The sequence below is a fragment of the Streptomyces sp. NPDC004788 genome (assembly GCF_053601115.1).
Map to the genome: position 1 here is coordinate 1 of NZ_JBSGBF010000084.1, position 20,144 is coordinate 20,144.

The window sequence follows — 20,144 nt, forward strand, 5'->3', positions numbered from 1 at the left end:
CGCGGGGGGGTGGGGCGGGCCCGCGGCCGCGCCCCGCGCGCCGCCGGGCGGGGGGGCCCCCCGCCCCCCCCCCGGCCGCGGCCGCGGGCCCGCGGCCATGACTCTGCCAGCCGCATCGGCGCAGGTCGAGGCGCACCTGGGCGCCTGAGCCGAGCAGCGCGGCCGGATCCACCCCCGTCGGATCCGGCCGCGCGGCCGAGCCGTCAGGCGGTCCCGACCGGCCCCCGGCCAGCCAATCCCGGGGCGGCCCCCGGCATTCGCCCGGTGCGACAATGCCCGGCATGGACGCGCGGGAACTGGAGCGGCTCGTCGAGCGGGCCCGGGGGCTCGCCCGGGACGGGCGGCGCCGGGTGCTGGGCATCGCCGGGCCGCCCGGGGCCGGGAAGTCGACGCTCGCCGGACGCCTCGTCGCGGGACTCGGCGGGCTCGCCGCCCTCGTGCCGATGGACGGGTTCCATCTGGCGCAGGCCGAGCTGGAGCGGCTGGGGCGGGCCGGACGGAAGGGGGCGCCAGACACCTTCGACGCGGCCGGTTACGCCGCGCTGCTCGGGCGGCTGCGGGCCGCCGAGCCCGGAGTGACCGTGTACGCGCCCGCCTTCGACCGGGCGTTGGAGGAGCCCGTCGCCGGGGCCGTACCCGTACCGCCCGAGGTGCCGCTCGTCGTCACCGAGGGCAACTACCTGCTGCTCGACGAGGGCCCGTGGTCCGCCGTACGGCCGCTGCTCGACGAGGTCTGGTACCTGGACCTGGCCGACCGCCACCGCGTCCCCCGGCTCGTCGCCCGCCACGTCCGCTTCGGCAAGGAACCGGAGCACGCCGCGCGCTGGGTCGCGGAGTCCGACGAGGCCAACGCCCGCCTGGTGGCGCGGGGCAGGGAACGTGCCGACCTCGTCGTCCGCATGACGTGACCGACGTGACGTGACCGACGTGACGTGACCGACGTGACGTGAGCCACCGGGCGGGTTCTACGGTGTGCGCATGACACACGCGCCGGTGGTCCTCGTCATCGACATGCAGAACGCCCTCGCCGACATCGCCCACCGGGCCGCCGGCACCATCGCCGTCATCGCCGGGCTCTGCGACCGCGCCCGCGCCGCCGGTGTGCCCGTCGTCACCGTCCAGCACCACGGCGGCGGCCTCGAACCGGGCACACCCGGCTGGCGGATCGTGCCCGAACTCGCCCCGGTGGCCGGCGAGTCGGTGATCGCCAAGACCAGCGCCGACGGCTTCCTCGACACCGGGCTCGACGCCGCCCTCCGGGCGCTCGGCGCGACCGAGGTCGTCGTGACGGGCTTCGCGACGGAGATCTGCGTCGACACCACCGCCCGCCAGGCCCTCAGCCGCGGCTACGACCTCGTACTCGTCGCCGACGGCCACACCACCTCCGTGCGGGACGGCGAGGGCCCGTACGCCGCGCCCGACGCGTCCGTCGCCCACCACAACGAGATCTTCCGCAACCTGGACTTCCCCGGACGCTCCGTGCGCGTCCTGCCGTCCGCCGAGGTGGACTTCAGGCCGCCGGCACGCTGACGGCCCCGGCCCCGGCCTCCGCCCCGGCCCCGGCCTCCGCCCCGGCCCCGGCCTCCGCCCCGGCCGCGTGCTCGGCCGCCGCCCGCGCCCACGCCCGGACGACCGGGTGCGGGCGGGTGCCGTCGCCCGCCAGCTCGGGCTGGAAGAGCGTGGCGAGGAAGAAGGGGTGGCCGGGCAGCTCGGCGATCCGGACCTGCCCGTCGTCGTCGTGGCCGGTGAGGGCCAGGCCGTGCGCGGTCAGGGTGTCCAGATGGCGGCTGTCGGGGCCGTAGTTGCAGTGGTAGCGCTCGGTCGTCAGCTCGGCGCCGATCACCGACTCCGCGAGCGAGCCCGGCGTCACCCGCACCGGGCCCTCGTGGCCCACGAGCGAGCAGGCGAGCGGGGCGAGCAGCAGATCGGCCTCGTCGGCCGCCGGGTCGTTCTCGGCGTGCGCCGCCCGCTCCAGGCCGCACACGTTCCGCGCGAACTCCAGGAGCGCGTGCTGGAAACCGGCGCAGGTGCCCAGGAACGGGATGCCGTCCTCGCGGGCCGCACGGATCGCGGCGATCGCGCCCGCCTCGCTCTCGTACGGGCTGCCGGGCAGCAGCCACACGGCGTCGAAGCCCTTCACGGCGCCCGGCTCCTCGGCGTTCCGGCTCTGGATCCAGTACGCGTCGAGGACGAGGCCGTCGCGCTCGGCGAGGGCGTCGAGCAGCATGGGGATGCGGATGTGGGACTTGACGTGCGGGGAGCGGTCGCCGACGAGGGCGATACGGGGAGTGCGGGAGTTCTGCGGGCGGTTGTTCTGCGGGTTCATGACGCCCATGCTGGCCTCGCTCCCTCGTTCACGTCCAACGATGGTTCCTGCACTCTGCATCACGGATGCTTATCAGGCGGGTCGCGGGCCCTGAGCGGGCCCAGGAGGCGCGCGACCGGCCGGGGATAGGGTTCCGCCATGACCAACAGCGACACCGGCGACGCCGGCGACTGGGAAGAGCGCGTTGCCGCCGCCTGGGCCGAGCTCGACGCGTACGCCGACGACCCCGCCGCCTTCCGCACCCGCATCGCGGAACTCGCCGCCGAGCGCGCCGAGCACGATCCCGTCGCCCTCTTCGAGCAGGGCGCCGCGCACGACTCCACCGGCGAGCCCGAGCAGGCCGTGCGCCTCTACCGGCGCGCCCTCGACGGCGGGCTCACCGGGCTGCGCCGCCGCCGTGCCGTCATCCAGCTCGCCAGCAGCCTGCGCAACCTCGGGCGCCCCGACCAGAGCGTCGAACTCCTCACCGAGGAGCGCGCCGTCCCCGCCGACCGGCTGGACGCCGACGAGACCGCCCTGTCCGCCGCCGTCGACGCCTTCCTCGCGCTCGCCCTCGCCGACACCGGCCGCGAGCGCGAGGCCGCGGCGCTCGCGCTCGGGGCCCTCGCGCCGCTGTTGCCGCGCTACAACCGCTCCCTCGCCCACTACGCCAAGGACCTGCTGAAGACGCCCCAGGGGTCCTGAGCCGGTGGACCCGCACCTCCTCCGCACGTACGTCGCCGTCGCCCGGCTCGCCTCCTTCTCGGAAGCGGCCCGCGACCTCGGCTACACCCAGTCCGCCGTCTCCCAGCACATCGCCGCCCTGGAGGCGGACCTCGGCGTGCCGCTGCTGACCCGCCGGCCCGTCGCCCCCACACCGGCCGGCGAGCGGCTGCTCGAACACGCGGGTTCGCTGCTGCTGCGCCTCGACGCGGCCCGCGTGGACCTGGCCCGCTTCGCCGCCGCGCCGCGCGGGACGCTCACCCTCGTCGCCTCGCCGCTCGCCCTGCACCCCCGGGTCCTCGCCGCGCTGCCCGCCGCCGGCGTCACCCTGCGGACCCTGCCGCGCGACGAGGTCCCCGCCGCCGTCGCCGTCGGGGAGGCCGACCTCGGGCTCGTCGACGGGCTCGCCGCGCCCAGCGACCCGCTGCGGCTGCCCGACGTCGCCCCGCTGACCGTCCGCGCCGTCGCGGAGGAGCCCCTCGTCCTGCTGCTGCCGGCCGGCCATCCCCTGGCCGGGCGCCCCGGACTCGACCTCGCCGACCTCGTGGACGCCCGCTGGCTCGACGCGCCCGACGCCGGCTTCCCGCTCGACCGGCTGCGCGCCGTGCACGGCGGCCCGGCCGGCCACGGCTTCCGCACCGCGCTGCGCTACGAGGGGACCGACGTCCGTACCCTCGCCGCCCTCGCCGCCGCCGGACACGGCCTCGCCCTGCTGCCGGCCTCCGCCGCCGCGGGCGTCCCGGGCGCGGTGGCGGTGCCGCTCGCCGCGCCCCGCCTCGTCCACCGCACGGAGCTCCTGCACGCCGGCGCCGAACCGGCCGGACCGGCGGCCCAGTTGACCAGGCAGCTCTCCCTGCGCGCCCCGAACGGCCGATAGTCTGGCGAGTGGCCTGTGGCCACCGGCCAGAGCGGCGACGAAAGGCGGGGCGACGTGGGGTGGTTCCGGCGAGGGCCCAGACGCGACGACGAGGACGCGCCGAGGGACCCGGAGTTCTCGTACTTCTCCGAGCGCGAGGCCGCGCTCTTCCGCGGCCGGGTCCGGGCGACCTTCGCCGAGCTCGGGCTCGAAGTCACCGTCTACGCCGACCACGTGACGGACGACGCGGGCCGGCGCTTCGGCCTCGGCAACCTCGCCGCCGTCTGCCACCAGGACCCGCGCGGTACCCGCGTCTGGCCCCGCCTGATCGACCGGCACGTCCGGCTCGTGGTCCGCGCCCTCGAAGGCCCCTCCGCGCTCGACACCCTGCCGCCCGAGCAGATCCGCGCCCAGCTCTACCCGCGCGTCGTCAGCGGCGACGGCATCGACCCGGGCACCTTCGGCTACGCCCGCAGCGTCGCGCCCGGGCTCTACGAGGTCCTCGCGCTCGACCTGCCGGAGAGCGTCATGACCCTCACCGACGAGGCCCTGGAACGCCTCGGCGACCCGGCCCGGCTGCGCGCCCGCGCGCTCGACAACCTGCGCGGGCTGCCCGTCGAGGGCCACGAGACCGTCAAGGACGCCGACGGCATGAGCTTCGAGGTCATCCTCGGCGACTCCTTCTACACCGCGAGCCGGGTCCTCGACCTCGACGCCGTCGTCCGCCGGGTCACCGGCCGGCCGCTCACCGACGACGGCGCCCTCGTCGCCATGCCCTTCCGGCACCAGCTCGCCTTCCACCCCATCCGGGACACCACGATCGTGCCCGCGCTCGGCGCGATGGCCTCCTTCGCCGCCTCCGGTTACGAGGACACGCCGGGCGCCATCAGCCCGTACGTCTTCTGGTGGCGGGCCGGCACGCTCACCCAGCTCAGCGAGCACGGCGAGGACGACGGCCAGCTGCGCATCGTCGTCGGCGACGAGTTCCAGGCGCTGCTCGAACGCCTCATCGTGCGCGGCCCCGAGCAGGGCCGGTAAGCAGTCGCGTCGCCCGTCCCGGCCGGGCAGGATGGCGTACGTCGAGGAGGAGATCACCCATGCCCGAGAGCCGCACGCCCGAGAGCACCGAGAGCACCGCGCCCGCCGGCGGCGCCGCACCCGCCCCGTTCACCGCCGACGACTACCGGGCCCGGATGGCCCGGGCCGCCGACTCCGCCGCCGCGGCGGGGCTCGCCGGCGTGCTGGTCGCGCCCGGCCCCGACCTGGTCTACCTGACCGGCTACCAGCCCACCGCGATCACCGAGCGGCTCACCGTCCTCGTCCTCGCGCCCGGCCAGGACCCGGTGCTCGTCGTGCCCACCCTGGAGGCCCCGGACGCCGCGAAGGCCGCGGGCGCCGCGGCCCTGACCCTGCGCGACTGGACCGACGGCAAGGACCCGTACGCCGTCACCGCCCCGCTGCTCGACGTCTCCGGCCGGTTCGGCGTCAGCGACAACGCCTGGGCCATGCACCTGCTCGGCCTCCAGCAGACCCTGCCCGACACCTCGTACGTGTCGCTCACCGAGGCCCTGCCGATGCTCCGCGCCGTCAAGGACGAGGCCGAGCTGGCCCGCATCGCCACCGCCGGAGCCGCCGCCGACGCGGCGTACGGCGAGATCCTGAAGGTCCGCTTCGCCGGGCGCAAGGAGACCGAGGTGGCCGCCGACCTGGCCGCCCTCCTCATGGAATTCGGCCATTCCCAGGTCGACTTCACCGTCGTCGGCTCCGGCCCCAACGGCGCCAACCCGCACCACGAGGCCGGCGACCGCACCATCGAACGCGGCGACATGGTCGTCCTCGACTTCGGCGGCCTCAAGCACGGCTACGGCTCCGACACCACCCGCACCGTCCACGTGGGCGAGCCCACGGACGAGGAGCGGCGCGTCCACGACCTCGTACGCGAGGCACAGCAGGCCGGTTTCGAGGCCGTACGGGCCGGGGCCGCGTGCCAGGACGTCGACCGGGCGGCCCGCAAGGTCATCACGGACGCGGGCTACGGCGAGTACTTCATCCACCGCACCGGCCACGGCATCGGCGTCACCACCCACGAACCCCCGTACATGATCGAGGGCGAGGAGCTCCCGATCCTGCCCGGCATGTGCTTCTCCATCGAGCCGGGCGTCTATCTGCCGGGCCGCTTCGGGGTGCGCATCGAGGACATCGTGACGCTGACGCAGGACGGCGCCGGGCGCCGCTTCAACAACACGTCGCGCGAGATGGCGATCGTCGAGTAGCAGGCCCGCCCGCGGTCATCCGTCACCGAGGACGACCGCGGACTCGGCCGACAGCCTGAGCAGCCCGTCCCGGCCGGGTGCCGCCGTCCGCTCCCAGGCGGCGAGCACCCGGTCGCGGCCGTTGGAGCCGAGCGCGATGTCCGCCGGCTCCTTGCCCAGGTTGACCGCGACCCGGACGTCGCCGCGCCGGAAGACGAGCCAGCGCGCCTCCTCGTCGTACGCCACCTTCACGCCGCCGAGATCGGGGTCGGTGAGGTCGGGCAGGGTGCGGCGCAGCGCGATCAGCTCGCGGTACCAGGCGAGCAGCCGCTTGTGCGGGTCGCGCTCGCGCTCGGCGCGGTCCAGGACCGAGCGGTCCCGGGTGGCCGGTTCCTGCGGGTCCGGGACGTCTTCCTCGGCCCAGCCGTGCGCCGCGAACTCCCGGCGCCGGCCCCGCCGGACGGCCTCGGCGAGCTCCGGGTCGGTGTGGTCGGTGAAGTACATCCAGGGCGTCGTCGCCCCCCACTCCTCGCCCATGAACAGCATCGGGATCGCCGGGCCGGTCAGGACGAGGGCCGCCGCGCAGGCGAGCAGACCGGGGGAGAGGGTGGCCGAAAGACGGTCACCGGTGGCCCGGTTGCCGATCTGGTCGTGGGTCTGGGAGTAGCCGAGGAAGCGGTGGGCGGGCGTGCGGTCGCGGTCGACCGGGCGGCCGTGGTGGCGGCCCCGGAAGCTGGAGTACGTGCCGTCGTGGAAGAAGACCCGGGTGAGCGTCTTGGCGAGCGCGGCCATCGGGGCGCGCGCGAAGTCGGCGTAGTAGCCCTGGGACTCACCGGTGAGCGCGGCGTGCAGGGCGTGGTGGAAGTCGTCGTTCCACTGGGCGTGGAGACCGAGGCCGCCGACCGCGCGCGGGGTGGTGGTGCGCGGGTCGTTGAGGTCGGACTCGGCGATCAGGAAGTGCTGCCGGCCCTGCTCCCTGGCCAGCTCGTCCACCGCCGCCGACAGCTCCTCAAGGAACGTCAGCGCCCGGGTGTCGGCGAGGGCGTGCACGGCGTCGAGGCGCAGGCCGTCGATCCGGTAGTCGCGCAGCCAGGCCAGCGCGCTGCCCAGGAAGTACGCCCGCACCTCGTCCGAGCCGGGCGCGTCCAGGTTCACCGCCGCGCCCCACGGCGTGTGGTGGGTCTCGGTGAAGTAGGGCCCGAAGGACGGCAGATGGTTGCCGGACGGGCCCAGGTGGTTGTGCACCACGTCCAGGACCACGCCGAGGCCGAGTCCGTGCGCCGCGTCCACGAAGCGCCGGAGCGCCGCCGGCCCGCCGTACGGCTCGTGCACCGCCCACGGCGCCACCCCGTCGTACCCCCAGCCGTGCACCCCGGGGAACGGACACAGCGGCATCAGCTCCACATGGGTGATCCCGAGCCCGGCCAGCTCCCCGAGCCGCGCCGCCGCCGCGTCGAGGGTGCCCTCGGGGGTGAAGGTGCCGACGTGCAGCTCGTACAGGACGCCGCCGCGCACCTTCAGCCGGGGCGTCTCGTGCCGCCAGGCGTACGTGTCGTGGTCGACGACCGCGGCGAGGCCGTCCGGTCCGTCGGGCAGCCGGCGGGCGCGCGGGTCGGGCAGCAGGGGCCCGCCGTCGAGCGAGAAGCCGTAGCGATCGCCGTCGGCGGCGGGGACGACCCCGGTCCACCAGCCGGCCCGCTCGGCGTCCCGCTCCAGCGGGTGCTCGGCGCCGTTCAGTTCCAGCGTCACCCGGTCACGGGCGTGCGGCGCCCATACCTCGAACAGCACGCGACGGTCCCCTCGACGACGACGTACGACGGACGACTACGGGACCATCCTGGCAGTCAGTCGCCCCGATCGCCCGGTGCGTCCCACACGAAGTTGATCGCCCGCTCGAAGGCCGTGTAACCCGCCCGGGCGAACGAATTCGCCATCGGCACGTTCCCGACGTCCGTCGCCGCCCGGATCCGCGGCACGTCCTCGGCGGCGAGCACCCGGGTCCCCTCGGCGAGGATGTCGTCGACGTAGCCCCGGCCGCGGTGGGCGGGCAGCACGCCGATGTACGCGATGATCGGGTGGTAGTTGTTGCGCGCGGGGACGACGAAGCCGACCGGCTCGCCGGTGCCCGGCAGCTCGGCGATCCGCCACCACGCGCGGGGCGTGGTGTACTGCGCCAGCTCCTCGTCGTAGTGCAGCTCGGCGGCCTCGCGCGGGGAGAGCCCGCCGGCGAGGTCGGCCTGGCCGTGGGCGTCGAGGGTGTCCTCCATGACCGGGGTCATCAGCGCGAGCAGGTCCTCGCGGTCGCGGACCGGCCGGAAGACCAGGCGCCCGCCGGGCGCGGGCACCGGGGTGCCGGGCCGCCACTCCAGGCGGAGCCGCTCGACGAGCGGCCGGGCGCCGGAGGCCTCAAGCACCCCGAAGAGGGTCTCCAGGCGGCGGCGGGTCTCCGGGTCCTCCCGCCAGTCCGCCGGCATGAAGCGCCCGAACTCGGGGCGCGGGCCGTCGCCGAGGACCGCGGCGCTCGCCGTCTCCAGGAGCCGCCGGCCGGTCTCGGCGGCCTCCTCCGGCGCCAGCGCGGGATCGAGGTCGAAGAAGTCGAGGGCCTGCGGTGCGGTCCCGGGCCGGCCGGTCCACCAGCCGACGCGGCCGACGAGCCGGTCGCCGCGCAGCGCCACCCACAGCCACTCCGGGCGGCGCCGGCCGGTGGCGAGGTCGTCCGCGAGCTCGTGGTCGAGGACGTAGTCGAGGCGGTTGAAGAGGTCCAGCTCCCCGGGCCCGGCGAGCGGCCGGACGACGAGCGGGGCGTCGGACGTGTGAGACGCGTGATGCGAGGTCAAGATGAGGGTTCCCCCAGGTAGTCGAGTCGTCGGACCGTAGCAACGATCGCGCCGGGGGTCACCCGGGTTATCGGGGCCCTTCTGGACACCCCGGGGCCTTCCGGCCGACAATCACGGATGTGACGACCCCTTACGAGCTGCCGGCCGGTCCGCCGGACGCCCCTCGGCTGAGCGACGCCGAGCGGGAGCGCGCGCTCGCGTTGCTGCGCGAGGGCGCGGCGCAGGGGCGTCTGTCGCACGACACCTTCCTGTTCCGGATGGAGCGGGCGCTCGTCGCCCGGCGGCCCGACGAACTCGCCCTGCTCACCGCCGACCTGGCGACGGAGTCGCCGTGGACGCGGCGGGTGGTGGGCGCGGTCGAGAAGATGTCGGCGTTCACGGCGAAGCTGGGCCGGGCCTGGCACGCCGAGCGGCTGCCGAAGCTGCTGCTGCCGCAGCCGGGGCCGTATCCGCTGCGGATCGGGCGCGACCCGGTGAACGGGCTGCGGCTCAGCCACGAGACGGTGTCCCGGCTGCACGCGGAGCTGTCCCTGCAGGGCGGCATGTGGGTGCTGCGGGACCTCGGGTCCACCAACGGCACCACGGTCAACGGGCGCCGGGTGACGGGCGCGGTGGTGGTGCGGGCCGGGGACCAGGTCGGTTTCGGACAGATGTCCTTCCGCCTCTCGCTGACCTGAGGCCGACCGAGGCCGACCGAGGTCGACTGAGGTTGGCTGAGGCCGACCGCGTTTGACCCGACGTTGACCCGAGGTTGACCTGAGTCGGGTGGGGCCGAATCACCCGTTCGGCGGTATACCTGCTGCGACCGGGTCTTCCCGGTGATGGTCTGGGGAGACGCGCGCCTGACCGACGAGGGGGCGAGATGAGCGACGAGCCGAACCGCACACCGCATCACGCACCACACCACCGCACGCCTGACCGGCCGCCCGGCCGGCGGGACCCGTGGGCCGAGCTGCCCACCATGGCACCCGCCCGGCCGGGCCCCGGGCCCGGGCCGGCGCCGCACCGGCGCCACGAGGCGCGCCGGGTGGCGCCCAGCCCGCTGGAGCCGGGCGCGGGCCGCGACCCGTACCGCGTCTACCGGGTGCTCCGCGAGGAGTTCCCGCTCACCCACGACCCGCTGCTGCGGGCCTGGGTGCTGAGCCGGTACGCGGACGTGGCGAGCGCCCTCACCGACGCCCGCTTCACCCATGGGCACCGGCCCGGCGACCCGCCGTGCGCCGAGACCCACACCGACGTGGACGAGGCCGAGCTGCGGGCCGTCGCCGAGCGCACCGCGTTCGTCCTCGCCCGCCGGATCGCCGACCGGCCGCGCGCCGACCTGGTCGCCGACTTCTGCCACTGGCTGCCCGCCGGCACCGTCGCCGCGGCCGTCGGCGTCCCGTACCGCGACATGATGCGCCTGGTCCGCGGCCGGGCCGCCTCCGCGCTCGCCGGGCAGTGCACGGCCCAGATCGCCGTACGCGAGAAGGCCCTGGCCGGCTTCCTCGCCGACGTCCTCGCGGACCCCGACCGGACCGCGGCCCTCCGCGACGCGCCCGCCGGCCTGGTCGCCCGCGCCTGGACGGAGTCGCTGCGCCGTGAGCCCCCGGTCCAGGTCGTCATGCGCCGCACCCGCGGCGAGATCAGGGTCTCCGGCGGCACCCTGCCGGCCGGTGCCCCCGTCGCCCTCCTCATCGGAGCGGCCGGCCGCGACCCCGAACGCTTCCGCGCCCCCGACCGCTACGACCCCTTCCGCGACGACCCGGGCCAGCTCACCTACGGCCCCGGCTACTGCCCGGCCGTGACCCTCGCCGCCCTCGAAGCGGAATACGCCCTCCGCGCGCTCTTCCAGGCCATGCCGCGGCTGCGTCTGGCGGACGGCTTCCGGCCGGAACGGACGGGTGTGATCACCCGGGCGCCGAGGAGCCTGATGGTCCTGCCGGGAGGCTAGGGCCGGTCCGGCGGATCACGGCCGGGGCCGACGCCGCGGCCGGTCCGATCCTGATCCGCCGGACAGGCCCTGGGGCCGGTCCCCTCGGCCGTGGTCGCGGCCCCGGTGCCGCCCGGCGGTCAGCTCTCGGACTCCGGGCGGACCCCCGGGCCGATGTGCGCCGCCTCGGCCGCCCAGTCGATCCGGTCCCGCTCGCTGCCGGCCGGCACCGCGTGGAAGGTGGCCGACAGCCAGGCGCACAGCGCCGCCCGGTCGACGTCGACCAGGACCGGAACTCCCGTACCGCCGAGCCGTATCCGCACCCGCCCGCCGTGCCCGCCGCCCCGCCGTCCGCCGCGCCGACCGTCGTGCCGACGGGCGTCCCGCAGCGGCCACAGCTGGACGTCGCCCTCCCCGCAGGCGGTCCGGGTGCCGCAGTGCAGCAGTTCGCGGGAGAGCGTCCAGTCCACCGACTGACCGAACTGGCCGAAGGAGGCCCGGACCGCCCACGGATCGCCGGGGTCGTACGCGAACGTCACCTCGATCGGGAACTCCAGATCCGCGTGCACCCGGTGCCCCACCGTGTGCCAGGGGCCGACCAGAGGTGTCGCCGTGCGCCCGGTCCGGTCGTCACGTCGCCGCGGTTCGGACATGTCGTATCCCTTCTCCGCCTGCATTCGCCTGCTGTTCGCGTAACCGCTGTCGCCGGACCTATGCGTCCGGACGAGCACGGGATGAAACCGGTGTGCGTCGGGGCGTGGACGCCTGCGACCATGCCCGCATGCGTCACACTCTCGAACGTCTGGTCGTACGGCACACCCTCCGCGTCCCGGTCCCGGCAGGAGCCGCTCCCGCCGACCACCACGAAGACGCTCAAGGAGGTGCCGCGGCACGGCAGTTCGACGTGGCCCTGATGGCCGTCGGGTTCAAGCTGTCGGCCGGGCTGCTCGCCGAACTGTCCGCGCGGGACGCGGAGACGGTGCGCGACACCGCCGCCCGCACCCTCGACACCGTCCGCGAGCTCGTCGGCGACCACGTCCGGCACAACGTCTACTTCGTCGACTTCCCGGCCAACGTGCCCGACACCGCCGCCTTCTGGGCCGAGTGCGTCGCCCGCGCCCTCGCGGACGAGGCCGCCCGCCCGGCGGCGCTCGCCCAGCTGCGCGCCGGCCGGATCGACCTGCTCACCCTGCCGGCGTACGGCCGCTACCCGCACACGTACGAGGAGATGGCCGCGGCCCACGACGCACTCGTCGCCTCGGCCGGGGACCGCGTGACGGTGCTGCACCCCGGCGCGTCCCTCGACGCGGAGGCCGAGGCGCTCTACCTGTCCCTCGCCGGAAGCCGCACACCGCTCGGCGAGGAGCACCTGAACGACCTGGCCGTGCTCGCCGGGCACTGCGCGCACGGCCGCCCGCCGGAGGCGATCCCGGTCCGGGAGAACCGGGCGGTGGTCAACCGGGCCCGGCTCGCGGCGGGCGCCGGCCTCCTGCTCGACACCGTCACCGACGTCCTGCGCCTGGCGTGCGCCCTCTCGGACGGCGACGTGAGTCTGCGCGAGCCCACCCGGTTCCGCTCCACGTCCCGTCCGCACCGCCGTGCCATGCTCGCGGGCCTCGACGCCCTCGTCGCCGCGAACCCGGCTCGGCTCGCCGACGTGCCCGCCCGACGGGAGGCGTGGAAGCGGCTCGGGGAACGGCTGCATCCACACGAGTACCCCCAGTGGCCCCACGCCGCCGAGGTGTTCGCCGTCGCCCGCGGCGAGCGTCAGGCACCGTCGCTCGCCCGCGGCCTGGAGCGGCTGCTCGGAGCGGGCGATGTCACCGGCGCGGCCGACCTGCTGGCCGCCACGGCGCCCGGCATGCTCTTCCGCTCCCTGGACCGAATGCTGCGCACGGCCACCGAGGGCGAGCAGCGCGCGGCCGTCCTCGCGGCCGCCGAGCGGGCCGCGCCACGAGTGTCCGGCCGGGTCGTGCTGTCCCTGCGCGAGCACGTCCAGAACCGTACCGGGGAGGGCGAGCCGCGCCGGGTGTTCGTCAACCGGAGCGGCGGCGCCTGGGTCACCGAGGACACCCGGCGGCCGCTGCCGCCCGAGGTCCGCGAGCGGCTCACCGCGATCCTCGATGCCGAGACCCTGCGCCGGCTCGCGGTCCCGGAGCGGCTGCTCGTCGACCCCGAGGTCCTCGACGTGGCGCTCCCGCTGAGCGGCCGGGCGGCCGCGGCGGGGCTCGGCACCCTGCCGCGCGGCTCCGTCTCACCGGTCGAAGGCGACCTGCTGCGCTTCTTCACCTACTGGAAGCAGGCGCGCCGCACCACCGACCACGACCTGTCCGCGATCCTCCTGGACGCCGACTACGACGCCGTCACCTGGCTGTCGTACACCTCCCTCGCCACGCTCGAAGGCACCCACTCCGGCGATGTCACCGAAGCTCCCGACGGGGCTTCCGAGTTCATCGACCTGCGGCTCGGCGGGGTGCGCGGCAGCTTCATCGTCCCGCAGGTGCACGTGTACGCCGGGGAAGGCTTCGACATGGTGGAGGAGTCGTTCTTCGGCTTCATGCTGCGCGACGCCGACCAGGAGGGCAGACCCTTCGAACCGCGCACCGTACGCATGAAGTCGGACCTGCGCGGGCCCGGCCGGATCGCGCTGCCGCTCGCTTTCCAGCGTGACGAGGAGGGGCGCTGGCAGGCCCGCTGGCTGCACCTGTACCTCAAGGGCGAGCCGGCGGAGAACCGGGTCGAGGAGAACGCGGTCACGTTCGCGGTGCTGGTGCGCGGCCTGGTCGAACGCCGTCCGCTGACCGTCCGGCACCTCACGGACCTGATGGCCGGGGCGGGGGCCCGCACGGCGCTGTGGGACGGCCGGACCCTTCCGGAGGAGCCGGTGACCTACGTCGGTCTCGCGCGCCCCGACGGTCTCGCCCCGGGGTCGCGGGTGATCACGCCGGAAAACCTGCGCGACCTGATCCCCGCCTGAGTGTTACGGTCCTTCCGGGGCGAGGCCATGAACGGGCTTCCTTCTCACGAAATCCAATTCGTCTGTAGTCCGTTCGCTCTCCTCGCCCCTCTCACTCGCTCACGGGCGCGCCCCGTCAGGACACCGCCGGGGCCGCCGCGCCGGACCGGGACCGCGCGGACCACCAGACCGAGCCGAGCAGCAGCAGGCCCGGGACGACTCCGGCGGTCAGCCGGATCGCCGGGACGGGGGCGCCGGCGGCCGCCAGGACCAGGCCCGTCGCGCCGCAGACGGTGATCGCGGCGGCGAGGGCGTGCAGGGACGGGCGGTGCCAGGCGATGGCGAGGCCGAAGAAGTGGACGCCGACGACGAAGGCGATCCAGCCGACGGAGGCCTCGGGCGCGTGCAGCACGCGGGCGATGACCACGAGGCCGGCCGCCAGGGCGAGCACCTCGGCCGCCACCACGTACCAGTAGCGGCGTCCGAAGCGGGGGCCCGCGGCCGGTGCGGGCGCCGGCCGGGCGCGGCGGCCGAAGACGACCACGCCGAGGAAGGCGGCGATGGCGGCGAGGCGCAGCGGGGTCGCGACCCCGGTGGGCAGGAATCCGACGTTGGCCGCGACGAAGAAGAGACCGAAACCGGCCCCGATCAACCGCCCTACCTGATCCTTTGTCATGATCATCAGCTTAGTCGGGCGCGCCGTGGGTCAGGCGTCACGCACCAGCAGCGCCACCGGGCGCTCCTCGAACAGCTCCGCCAGCTTCACCGGCGTGTCCGGGCCGCCGGTGAACTCCCGTACGCCGTCCAGGGCGTCGAGCCAGCGGCCCGCGGGCAGCGCCATCGCCGTGTCCTGCCAGCCGCCCGCCTCGGCGAGGCGCAGCGAGAGCCGGGTGACGGCCGTCAGGACGCGGTCGGTGCGGGTGAAGGCGAGGCAGTGCGGGGCCGCCGGGCCGGTGGCGGCCAGCGGGGTGTACGTGGACGAGGGGCCGAAGAGGTCCCGGTGGTCGCGGCGGAGCCGGAGGGCGGCGCGGACGAGCGCGGTCTTGTCGTCGTCGGGGCCGATCGCGAAAGGGGCGCGGTTGTCGGGATCGACCAGGGCGCGGTAGTCGCGTTCGGTGTTCTGGTAGAGCTCGGGCACGCCCGGCATGGTGAGCTGGACGAGCGTGGCGCCGAGGACCTGGGCGCGGATGTGGGGTTCGAGGGCGAGGGCCGACTCGGAGGCCCCGCGCAGCGGGACGCGGCCGGGGCCCGCCGCCACGAAGTCGGCCACGGCCCGCTCGTAGGCCGCGTCCGGCTCGGTCCAGCTGGTGTGCAGGCCCGCCTCGCGCACGGACTTGAGGACGGCGGGCCCGATCCGGTCCGGGTCCGGGGCGCCGAAGCCGAACGCGGTCTGCCAGGCCGTCCACGCCAGGTGCGGATCGGGCGCGGGCACCTCGGAGACCTCCTCCAGGAGCTCCGCCCACCACTGCGGGCACTGGGCGAGGACGGCGATCCCGGCCCGTACGTCCGCGCTGCGCTTGGTGTCGTGGGTGCTCAGGACGGTGCCGGTGGCCGGCCAGTCGCGGGCCAGCCGGGCGCAGTAGGCGTGGAAGTCGTCGGGTGAGACCGCCGGGTGGCCCGGGTCGCCGCCGACCTCGTTGGCCGACAGGAGCGGGGTGTAGCGGTAGAAGGCGGTGTCCTCGACGGACTTGGCGCGCAGCGCCGACGAGGTCTGGGCGAACCGGGCCCGGAACGCCCGGTGCTCCGGGCCGTCGCCGCAGGCGCCGAGCGCCAGGTCGCGGATCACGTCCACCGCCGTCGCCTCCTCCGGCACCGCGAACGCCGCCTTCGCGCCGCGCGCCGCCTCCGGGGTGAGGACCGCCTCGCCACCGGTGCGGTAGGTGCGGTAGACCGGCACCCGGACGAGGAGCTCGCGGATCGCGGTCTGCAGCGCCCAGGGCGCGTGGTCGCGCAGGCGCGGGTCGGCGGCGCAGATCCGGCCCGCGATCCGGGTCAGCGCGGCGGTCTCGGAGGCCAGCTCATGGGTCACCACCTTGTACGCGGCGCGCCGCGCGGTCGCGTCCCAGTAGCCGCCCCGGTCCCCGGCCCGGCCGACGAACTCGCGGTAGACGTCGGCGAGTTCGGCGGCGCCGACCGCGTCGGTGAAGAGGCCGTCCACGTACCGCAGCGCGTCGTAGCCGGTGGTGCCCGCGACCGGCCAGGAACCGGGCAGCGGCTCGGCGCCGGTGAGGATCTTCTCGACGACGATCCAGCACCGTCCGCCGGTCGCCGCCTCCAGGCGCTCCAGATAGCCCTCCGGGTCGGCGAGCCCGTCCGGGTGGTCGATCCGCAGCCCCTCCACGATCCCGTCCGCGACCAGTTCCAGCACCTTCGCGTGCGTGGCCGCGAACACCTCGGGGTCCTCGACCCGGACCCCGATGAGGTCGGAGATGGTGAAGAAGCGCCGGTAGTTGAGCTCGGTGCGGGCCAGGCGCCACCAGGAGAGCCGGTACCACTGGGCGTCGAGCAGCGCGTCGAGCGGCAGGTCCCGGGTGCCCTCCCGCAGCGGGAACTCCTGCCCGTCGAGGGTCAGGACGTCGCCGGTCACCCGCATCCGGTCCCGTACCTCCGGCAGCCGGCCCGGCAGCACCGGAAGGAGCAGCCGTCCGCCGCCGGCCGCCCAGTCGATGTCGAACCAGCGCGCGTACGGCGAGTCCGGCCCCTCCCGCAGCACCTCGCGCAGCGCGTGGTTGTGCCGGGCCGAGGCCGCCATGTGGTTGGGCACCAGATCCAGGACCAGGCCGAGTCCGTGCGCCCGCGCGGTCGCCGCGAGCGCCCGCAGCCCCGCCTCGCCGCCCAGCTCGGCCCGTACCGAGCGGTGGTCGGTCACGTCGTAGCCGTGCGCCGAGCCGGGCACGGCCTCAAGGACGGGGGAGAGGTGGAGGTGCGAGACCCCGAGCCCGGCGAGGTGCGGGACGGCCCGCGCGGCGGCGGCGAACGGGAAGTCCGGCCCCAGCTGGAGCCGGTAGGTGGCGGTGGGCAGCGCCCGTTCCGACGAGGAGGTCATGCGAACGTACGTACCCCGCTGGGAGGCATCTGTGTCATGACGTTCACCCGAACGGGCGCGACCAAGCCATCCTTGCGTGGCCGGGACACCCTCTAGGCCGGCCTCCGCAGCACCGTCAGCGTCAGCGGCGCCAGCGTCACCCGCTCGCCCGCCGTCACCACCGGGCCGACATCGGGCGGCATGCCCTCCGGGTGGGAGGTGTCCACGACGACCTTCCAGCACTCGCCGTGCGTGTCCGGCACCTCGAACTCCAGCTCCTGCGCCGAGGCGTTGAACATCATCAGGAAGGAGTCGTCGGAGATCCGCTCGCCCTGCGGGCCGGGCTCGGAGATCGCGTTGCCGTTGAGGAATACCGTCAGCGCCTGGGCGTGCGCCGCCTGCCAGTCCCGCGAGGTCATCTCCACGGCCTCCGGCGTGAACCAGGCGATGTCGGTCAGCTCGTCGTGGGTGCCCTCGACCGGGCGGCCGTGGAAGAAGCGGCGGCGCCGGAAGACCGGATGGTCGCGGCGCAGCCGGACCATCGCCCGGGTGAACTCCAGGAGGGTGGCCTCGGGTTCGCTGCCCGGCTTGGGCCAGCGCACCCAGGAGATCTCGCTGTCCTGGCAGTAGGCGTTGTTGTTGCCGCCCTGGGTGCGGCCGAACTCGTCGCCGTGGCTGAGCATCGGCACGCCCTGCGACAGCATCAGCGTGGCGAGGAAGTTGCGCGACTGGCGAGCCCTCAGCTCACGGATGCCGATGTCGTCGGTGTCGCCCTCGGCGCCGCAGTTCCAGGAGCGGTTGTAGCTCTCGCCGTCCCGGTTCCCCTCTCCGTTGGCCTCGTTGTGCTTGTCGTTGTACGAGACGAGGTCGCGCAGCGTGAAACCGTCGTGACAGGTCACGAAGTTGACCGAGGCCAGCGGGCGGCGCCCGTCGTCCTGGTAGAGGTCCGAGGAGCCGGTGAGCCGGGAGGCGAACTCGGCGAGGGTGCGCGGTTCGCCGCGCCACAGGTCCCGTACGCAATCCCGGTACTTGCCGTTCCACTCCGCCCACTGCGGCGGGAAGTTGCCCACCTGGTAGCCGCCCTCGCCCAGGTCCCACGGCTCGGCGATCAGCTTCACCTGGCTGACCACCGGGTCCTGCTGCACCAGGTCGAAGAACGAGGACAGCCGGTCCACCTCGTGGAACTGGCGGGCGAGCGTGGCCGCGAGGTCGAAGCGGAAGCCGTCCACGTGCATCTCCGTCACCCAGTACCGCAGACTGTCCATGATCATCTGCAGGACGTGCGGGGACCGCATGAGCAGCGAGTTCCCGGTGCCGGTGGTGTCCGTGTAGTAGCGGGGGTCGTCCCCGAGCCGGTAGTACGAGGGGTTGTCCAGGCCCCGGAAGGAGAGCGTCGGGCCGAGGTGGTTGCCCTCGGCGGTGTGGTTGTAGACCACGTCGAGGATCACCTCGATGCCGGCCTTGTGCAGCGCCCGTACCGCCGACTTGAACTCCAGGACCTGCTCGCCGCGGTCGCCCCACGAGGCATAGGCGTTGTGCGGGGCGAAGAAACCGATCGTGTTGTAGCCCCAGTAGTTGGAAAGCCCCGAGTCCACCAGCCGGTGGTCGTTCACGAACTGGTGGACCGGCATCAACTCCAGCGCCGTCACGCCCAGTTCCTTCAGGTGCCCGATCACCGCCGGGTGCGCGAGCCCCGCGTACGTGCCGCGCAGCTCCTCCGGCAGCTCCGGGTGGAGCATGGTCAGGCCCTTCACATGGGCCTCGTAGATCACCGTGTGGTGGTACTCGGTGCGCGGCCGCCGGTCGTCGCCCCAGTCGAAGTACGGGTTGACCACGACCGAGGTCATGGTGTGCGGCGCCGAGTCGAGGTCGTTGCGGGCGTCCGGCCGTCCGAAGGGATAGCCGTACACCGCCTCGCCCCAGTCCACCGCGCCCGAGATCGCCCGCGCGTACGGGTCGAGCAGCAGCTTCGCCGGGTTGCAGCGCAGGCCGCGCTCCGGCGCGTACGGGCCGTGCACCCGGAAGCCGTACCGCCGGCCCGGCATCACGCCCGGCAGATAGGCGTGCCGCACGAAGGCGTCGGTCTCGCGCAGCTCGACCGAGGTCTCCGTGCCGTCGTCGTCGAGCAGGCACAGCTCGATGCGTTGGGCGGCCTCCGAGAAGACCGCGAAATTGGTACCGGCGCCGTCGTAGGTGGCGCCCAGGGGATACGCCTGTCCCGGCCAGACCTGCATAGACGAACTCTTCCCCTTCGGAAGTCGGAAGAAGGTGTGTACGTCGGCCAGATCCTGCCCGAAACGTGCGCAACCTCCTAGGACTTCGGCCCGTCCTACCGGGTGACCATCACTCCATAGGGGGAAAACATGAACGTGTGGGGGGAAGTGTGTACGAAATAGTGCGCCGTCACCTGGGCAAGGTGGTGGCCGGCGCAGCCATGGCCGTGACCGGGACCGCGGTGGCCGTCGCGGTCACCCTGCCCGGCAGCGCCGGGGCCGACGAGGCACCGCGCGGCAGCGCCGCAGCAACCGGTGGTGGCACCGTGTCCGGGGCGCAGGGCGGGACCGGGACGGCGGGGCGGACCGACGGGCAGGCGCCCGGCCCGGCCGCCCTCGCCTCCGCGCCGCCCGAGGGGGAGAAGGGCGTGGGCACCGACCCGCTGACCGACGACGAGCTGAAGCGCGCCGAGGCGCTGGCGATGACCCCGCCCGCCGGGGCCGCCGCGCAGAGGAACGCCGAGGGCGGGCGCGGCCCGCAGCGCCTCGGCACCGAGCTCGCCGACCCGATGCCCGGCGAGAGCGCCGGCGGCCCGCGCCGCGCCCAGGTGCGCTTCTACGACTACGGCCGCGACGAGCTCGTCACGAAGACGGTCAACCTCGACACCGGCAAGGTCGAGCAGTCCGCCGCCCAGCGCGGCGTGCAGCCCTCCGCCCATCCCGAGGAGCTGCGCGCGGCCCTGGAGCTCATCCTGGCCGACCCGCTGGGCAAGGGCGTCAAGGAGGACTACAAGGACGCCACGGGCCAGGAGCTGACCTCCACCGACCAGCTGTGGTTCAACGGGGACGTCTACCGCACCTACCGCGAGGCGCACGTGCCCGCGGCGCTCGCCAAGTGCGGCGAGCACCGCTGCGTCCGGCTCGTCACCAAGGTGAAGAACGGCTCCTGGATCGACACCCGCGGCCTGATCGTCGACCTCAGCGCCCGCACCGTCACCCGCGTCGGCTGACCACCGAAGCGCGCCGTCACCCGCGTCGGCCGACCACCGCCGCGGCCACCGTCCG

General features: G+C 74.7%; 17 protein-coding genes. 10 read left to right on the plus strand and 7 right to left on the minus strand.

Annotated features, from left to right (window positions below; all coding sequences use genetic code 11):
• The first annotated feature begins 272 nt into the window (after positions 1 to 272).
• Entirely contained in the window at positions 273 to 908 is a 636-nt protein-coding gene (locus ACWEJX_RS28845; RefSeq protein ID WP_451610340.1) for a nucleoside/nucleotide kinase family protein, read from the plus strand.
• 70 nt (positions 909 to 978) lie between these two features.
• Positions 979 to 1,530, plus strand: coding sequence for an isochorismatase family cysteine hydrolase (locus tag ACWEJX_RS28850; RefSeq protein WP_451610341.1), 552 nt, complete (start codon positions 979 to 981; stop codon positions 1,528 to 1,530).
• Here the strand turns inward: ACWEJX_RS28850 and ACWEJX_RS28855 are convergent.
• Positions 1,511 to 2,326, minus strand: a complete 816-nt coding sequence (locus ACWEJX_RS28855) for a CTP synthase C-terminal region-related (seleno)protein (RefSeq protein ID WP_451610342.1) — start codon at positions 2,324 to 2,326, stop codon at positions 1,511 to 1,513. The genes ACWEJX_RS28850 and ACWEJX_RS28855 overlap by 20 nt on opposite strands.
• Before the next feature lie 138 nt (positions 2,327 to 2,464).
• Between ACWEJX_RS28855 and ACWEJX_RS28860 the strand changes: the two genes are divergently transcribed.
• The 4 genes from ACWEJX_RS28860 to ACWEJX_RS28875 are packed head-to-tail and all read left to right on the plus strand — an operon-like array spanning position 2,465 to position 6,157.
• Positions 2,465 to 3,010, plus strand: a complete 546-nt coding sequence (locus tag ACWEJX_RS28860) for a tetratricopeptide repeat protein (RefSeq protein ID WP_451610343.1) — start codon at positions 2,465 to 2,467, stop codon at positions 3,008 to 3,010.
• A gap of 4 nt (positions 3,011 to 3,014) precedes the next feature.
• Positions 3,015 to 3,905, plus strand: coding sequence for a LysR family transcriptional regulator (locus ACWEJX_RS28865; RefSeq protein WP_451610344.1), 891 nt, complete (start codon positions 3,015 to 3,017; stop codon positions 3,903 to 3,905).
• Between the two features lie 54 nt (positions 3,906 to 3,959).
• Positions 3,960 to 4,922, plus strand: coding sequence for a hypothetical protein (locus ACWEJX_RS28870; RefSeq protein WP_451610345.1), 963 nt, complete (start codon positions 3,960 to 3,962; stop codon positions 4,920 to 4,922).
• Positions 4,923 to 4,981: 59 nt separating this feature from the next.
• Complete coding sequence (locus tag ACWEJX_RS28875) at positions 4,982 to 6,157, plus strand: M24 family metallopeptidase (protein WP_451610346.1); 1,176 nt, start codon at positions 4,982 to 4,984, stop codon at positions 6,155 to 6,157.
• A 15-nt stretch (positions 6,158 to 6,172) separates the two neighbouring features.
• Here ACWEJX_RS28875 and treZ read toward each other — a convergent pair whose 3' ends face one another.
• Positions 6,173 to 7,924 (minus strand): malto-oligosyltrehalose trehalohydrolase, encoded by a 1,752-nt coding sequence (treZ, locus tag ACWEJX_RS28880; protein ID WP_451610347.1) that lies wholly within the window; start codon positions 7,922 to 7,924, stop codon positions 6,173 to 6,175.
• 56 nt (positions 7,925 to 7,980) lie between these two features.
• A complete protein-coding gene (locus tag ACWEJX_RS28885) occupies positions 7,981 to 8,973 on the minus strand; it encodes a GNAT family N-acetyltransferase (protein ID WP_451610348.1) in 993 nt (330 codons plus the stop codon).
• Between the two features lie 119 nt (positions 8,974 to 9,092).
• Here ACWEJX_RS28885 and ACWEJX_RS28890 point away from each other — a divergent pair, with 119 nt between their 5' ends.
• Positions 9,093 to 9,650, plus strand: coding sequence for an FHA domain-containing protein (locus ACWEJX_RS28890; RefSeq protein WP_451610349.1), 558 nt, complete (start codon positions 9,093 to 9,095; stop codon positions 9,648 to 9,650).
• 185 nt (positions 9,651 to 9,835) lie between these two features.
• Positions 9,836 to 10,906, plus strand: a complete 1,071-nt coding sequence (locus tag ACWEJX_RS28895) for a cytochrome P450 (RefSeq protein ID WP_451610350.1) — start codon at positions 9,836 to 9,838, stop codon at positions 10,904 to 10,906.
• A 119-nt stretch (positions 10,907 to 11,025) separates the two neighbouring features.
• On the opposite strand, the gene ACWEJX_RS28900 is transcribed toward ACWEJX_RS28895, so the two are convergent.
• A complete protein-coding gene (locus ACWEJX_RS28900; protein ID WP_451610351.1) occupies positions 11,026 to 11,538 on the minus strand; it encodes an SsgA family sporulation/cell division regulator in 513 nt (170 codons plus the stop codon).
• A gap of 128 nt (positions 11,539 to 11,666) precedes the next feature.
• Here ACWEJX_RS28900 and ACWEJX_RS28905 point away from each other — a divergent pair, with 128 nt between their 5' ends.
• Positions 11,667 to 13,862, plus strand: a complete 2,196-nt coding sequence (locus ACWEJX_RS28905) for a hypothetical protein (RefSeq protein WP_451610352.1) — start codon at positions 11,667 to 11,669, stop codon at positions 13,860 to 13,862.
• 115 nt (positions 13,863 to 13,977) lie between these two features.
• Here ACWEJX_RS28905 and ACWEJX_RS28910 read toward each other — a convergent pair whose 3' ends face one another.
• From ACWEJX_RS28910 to glgX, 3 genes are all read right to left on the minus strand, one after another.
• Complete coding sequence (locus ACWEJX_RS28910) at positions 13,978 to 14,517, minus strand: hypothetical protein (RefSeq protein WP_451610353.1); 540 nt, start codon at positions 14,515 to 14,517, stop codon at positions 13,978 to 13,980.
• Between the two features lie 30 nt (positions 14,518 to 14,547).
• Positions 14,548 to 16,887 (minus strand): malto-oligosyltrehalose synthase, encoded by a 2,340-nt coding sequence (gene treY, locus ACWEJX_RS28915; protein ID WP_451610354.1) that lies wholly within the window; start codon positions 16,885 to 16,887, stop codon positions 14,548 to 14,550.
• A gap of 92 nt (positions 16,888 to 16,979) precedes the next feature.
• Positions 16,980 to 19,100, minus strand: a complete 2,121-nt coding sequence (gene glgX / locus ACWEJX_RS28920; RefSeq protein WP_451610355.1) for a glycogen debranching protein GlgX — start codon at positions 19,098 to 19,100, stop codon at positions 16,980 to 16,982.
• Positions 19,101 to 19,261: 161 nt separating this feature from the next.
• Between glgX and ACWEJX_RS28925 the strand changes: the two genes are divergently transcribed.
• Positions 19,262 to 20,089, plus strand: a complete 828-nt coding sequence (locus ACWEJX_RS28925) for a Tat pathway signal sequence domain protein (RefSeq protein ID WP_451610356.1) — start codon at positions 19,262 to 19,264, stop codon at positions 20,087 to 20,089.
• Positions 20,090 to 20,144: the final 55 nt, after the last annotated feature.

What these genes read in the sequence shown, in the direction of transcription:
- ACWEJX_RS28845 (WP_451610340.1), top strand. Translation starts at nt 273, where the DNA reads ATGCCCGGCATGGACGCGCGGGAACTGGAGCGGCTCGTCGAGCGGGCC.
- ACWEJX_RS28850 (WP_451610341.1), top strand. Translation starts at nt 979, where the DNA reads ATGACACACGCGCCGGTGGTCCTCGTCATCGACATGCAGAACGCCCTC.
- ACWEJX_RS28855 (WP_451610342.1), bottom strand. Translation starts at nt 2,326, where the DNA reads ATGAACCCGCAGAACAACCGCCCGCAGAACTCCCGCACTCCCCGTATC.
- ACWEJX_RS28860 (WP_451610343.1), top strand. Translation starts at nt 2,465, where the DNA reads ATGACCAACAGCGACACCGGCGACGCCGGCGACTGGGAAGAGCGCGTT.
- ACWEJX_RS28875 (WP_451610346.1), top strand. Translation starts at nt 4,982, where the DNA reads ATGCCCGAGAGCCGCACGCCCGAGAGCACCGAGAGCACCGCGCCCGCC.
- ACWEJX_RS28895 (WP_451610350.1), top strand. Translation starts at nt 9,836, where the DNA reads ATGAGCGACGAGCCGAACCGCACACCGCATCACGCACCACACCACCGC.
- ACWEJX_RS28900 (WP_451610351.1), bottom strand. Translation starts at nt 11,538, where the DNA reads ATGTCCGAACCGCGGCGACGTGACGACCGGACCGGGCGCACGGCGACA.
- ACWEJX_RS28905 (WP_451610352.1), top strand. Translation starts at nt 11,667, where the DNA reads ATGCGTCACACTCTCGAACGTCTGGTCGTACGGCACACCCTCCGCGTC.
- ACWEJX_RS28910 (WP_451610353.1), bottom strand. Translation starts at nt 14,517, where the DNA reads ATGACAAAGGATCAGGTAGGGCGGTTGATCGGGGCCGGTTTCGGTCTC.
- treY (WP_451610354.1), bottom strand. Translation starts at nt 16,887, where the DNA reads ATGACCTCCTCGTCGGAACGGGCGCTGCCCACCGCCACCTACCGGCTC.
- glgX (WP_451610355.1), bottom strand. Translation starts at nt 19,100, where the DNA reads ATGCAGGTCTGGCCGGGACAGGCGTATCCCCTGGGCGCCACCTACGAC.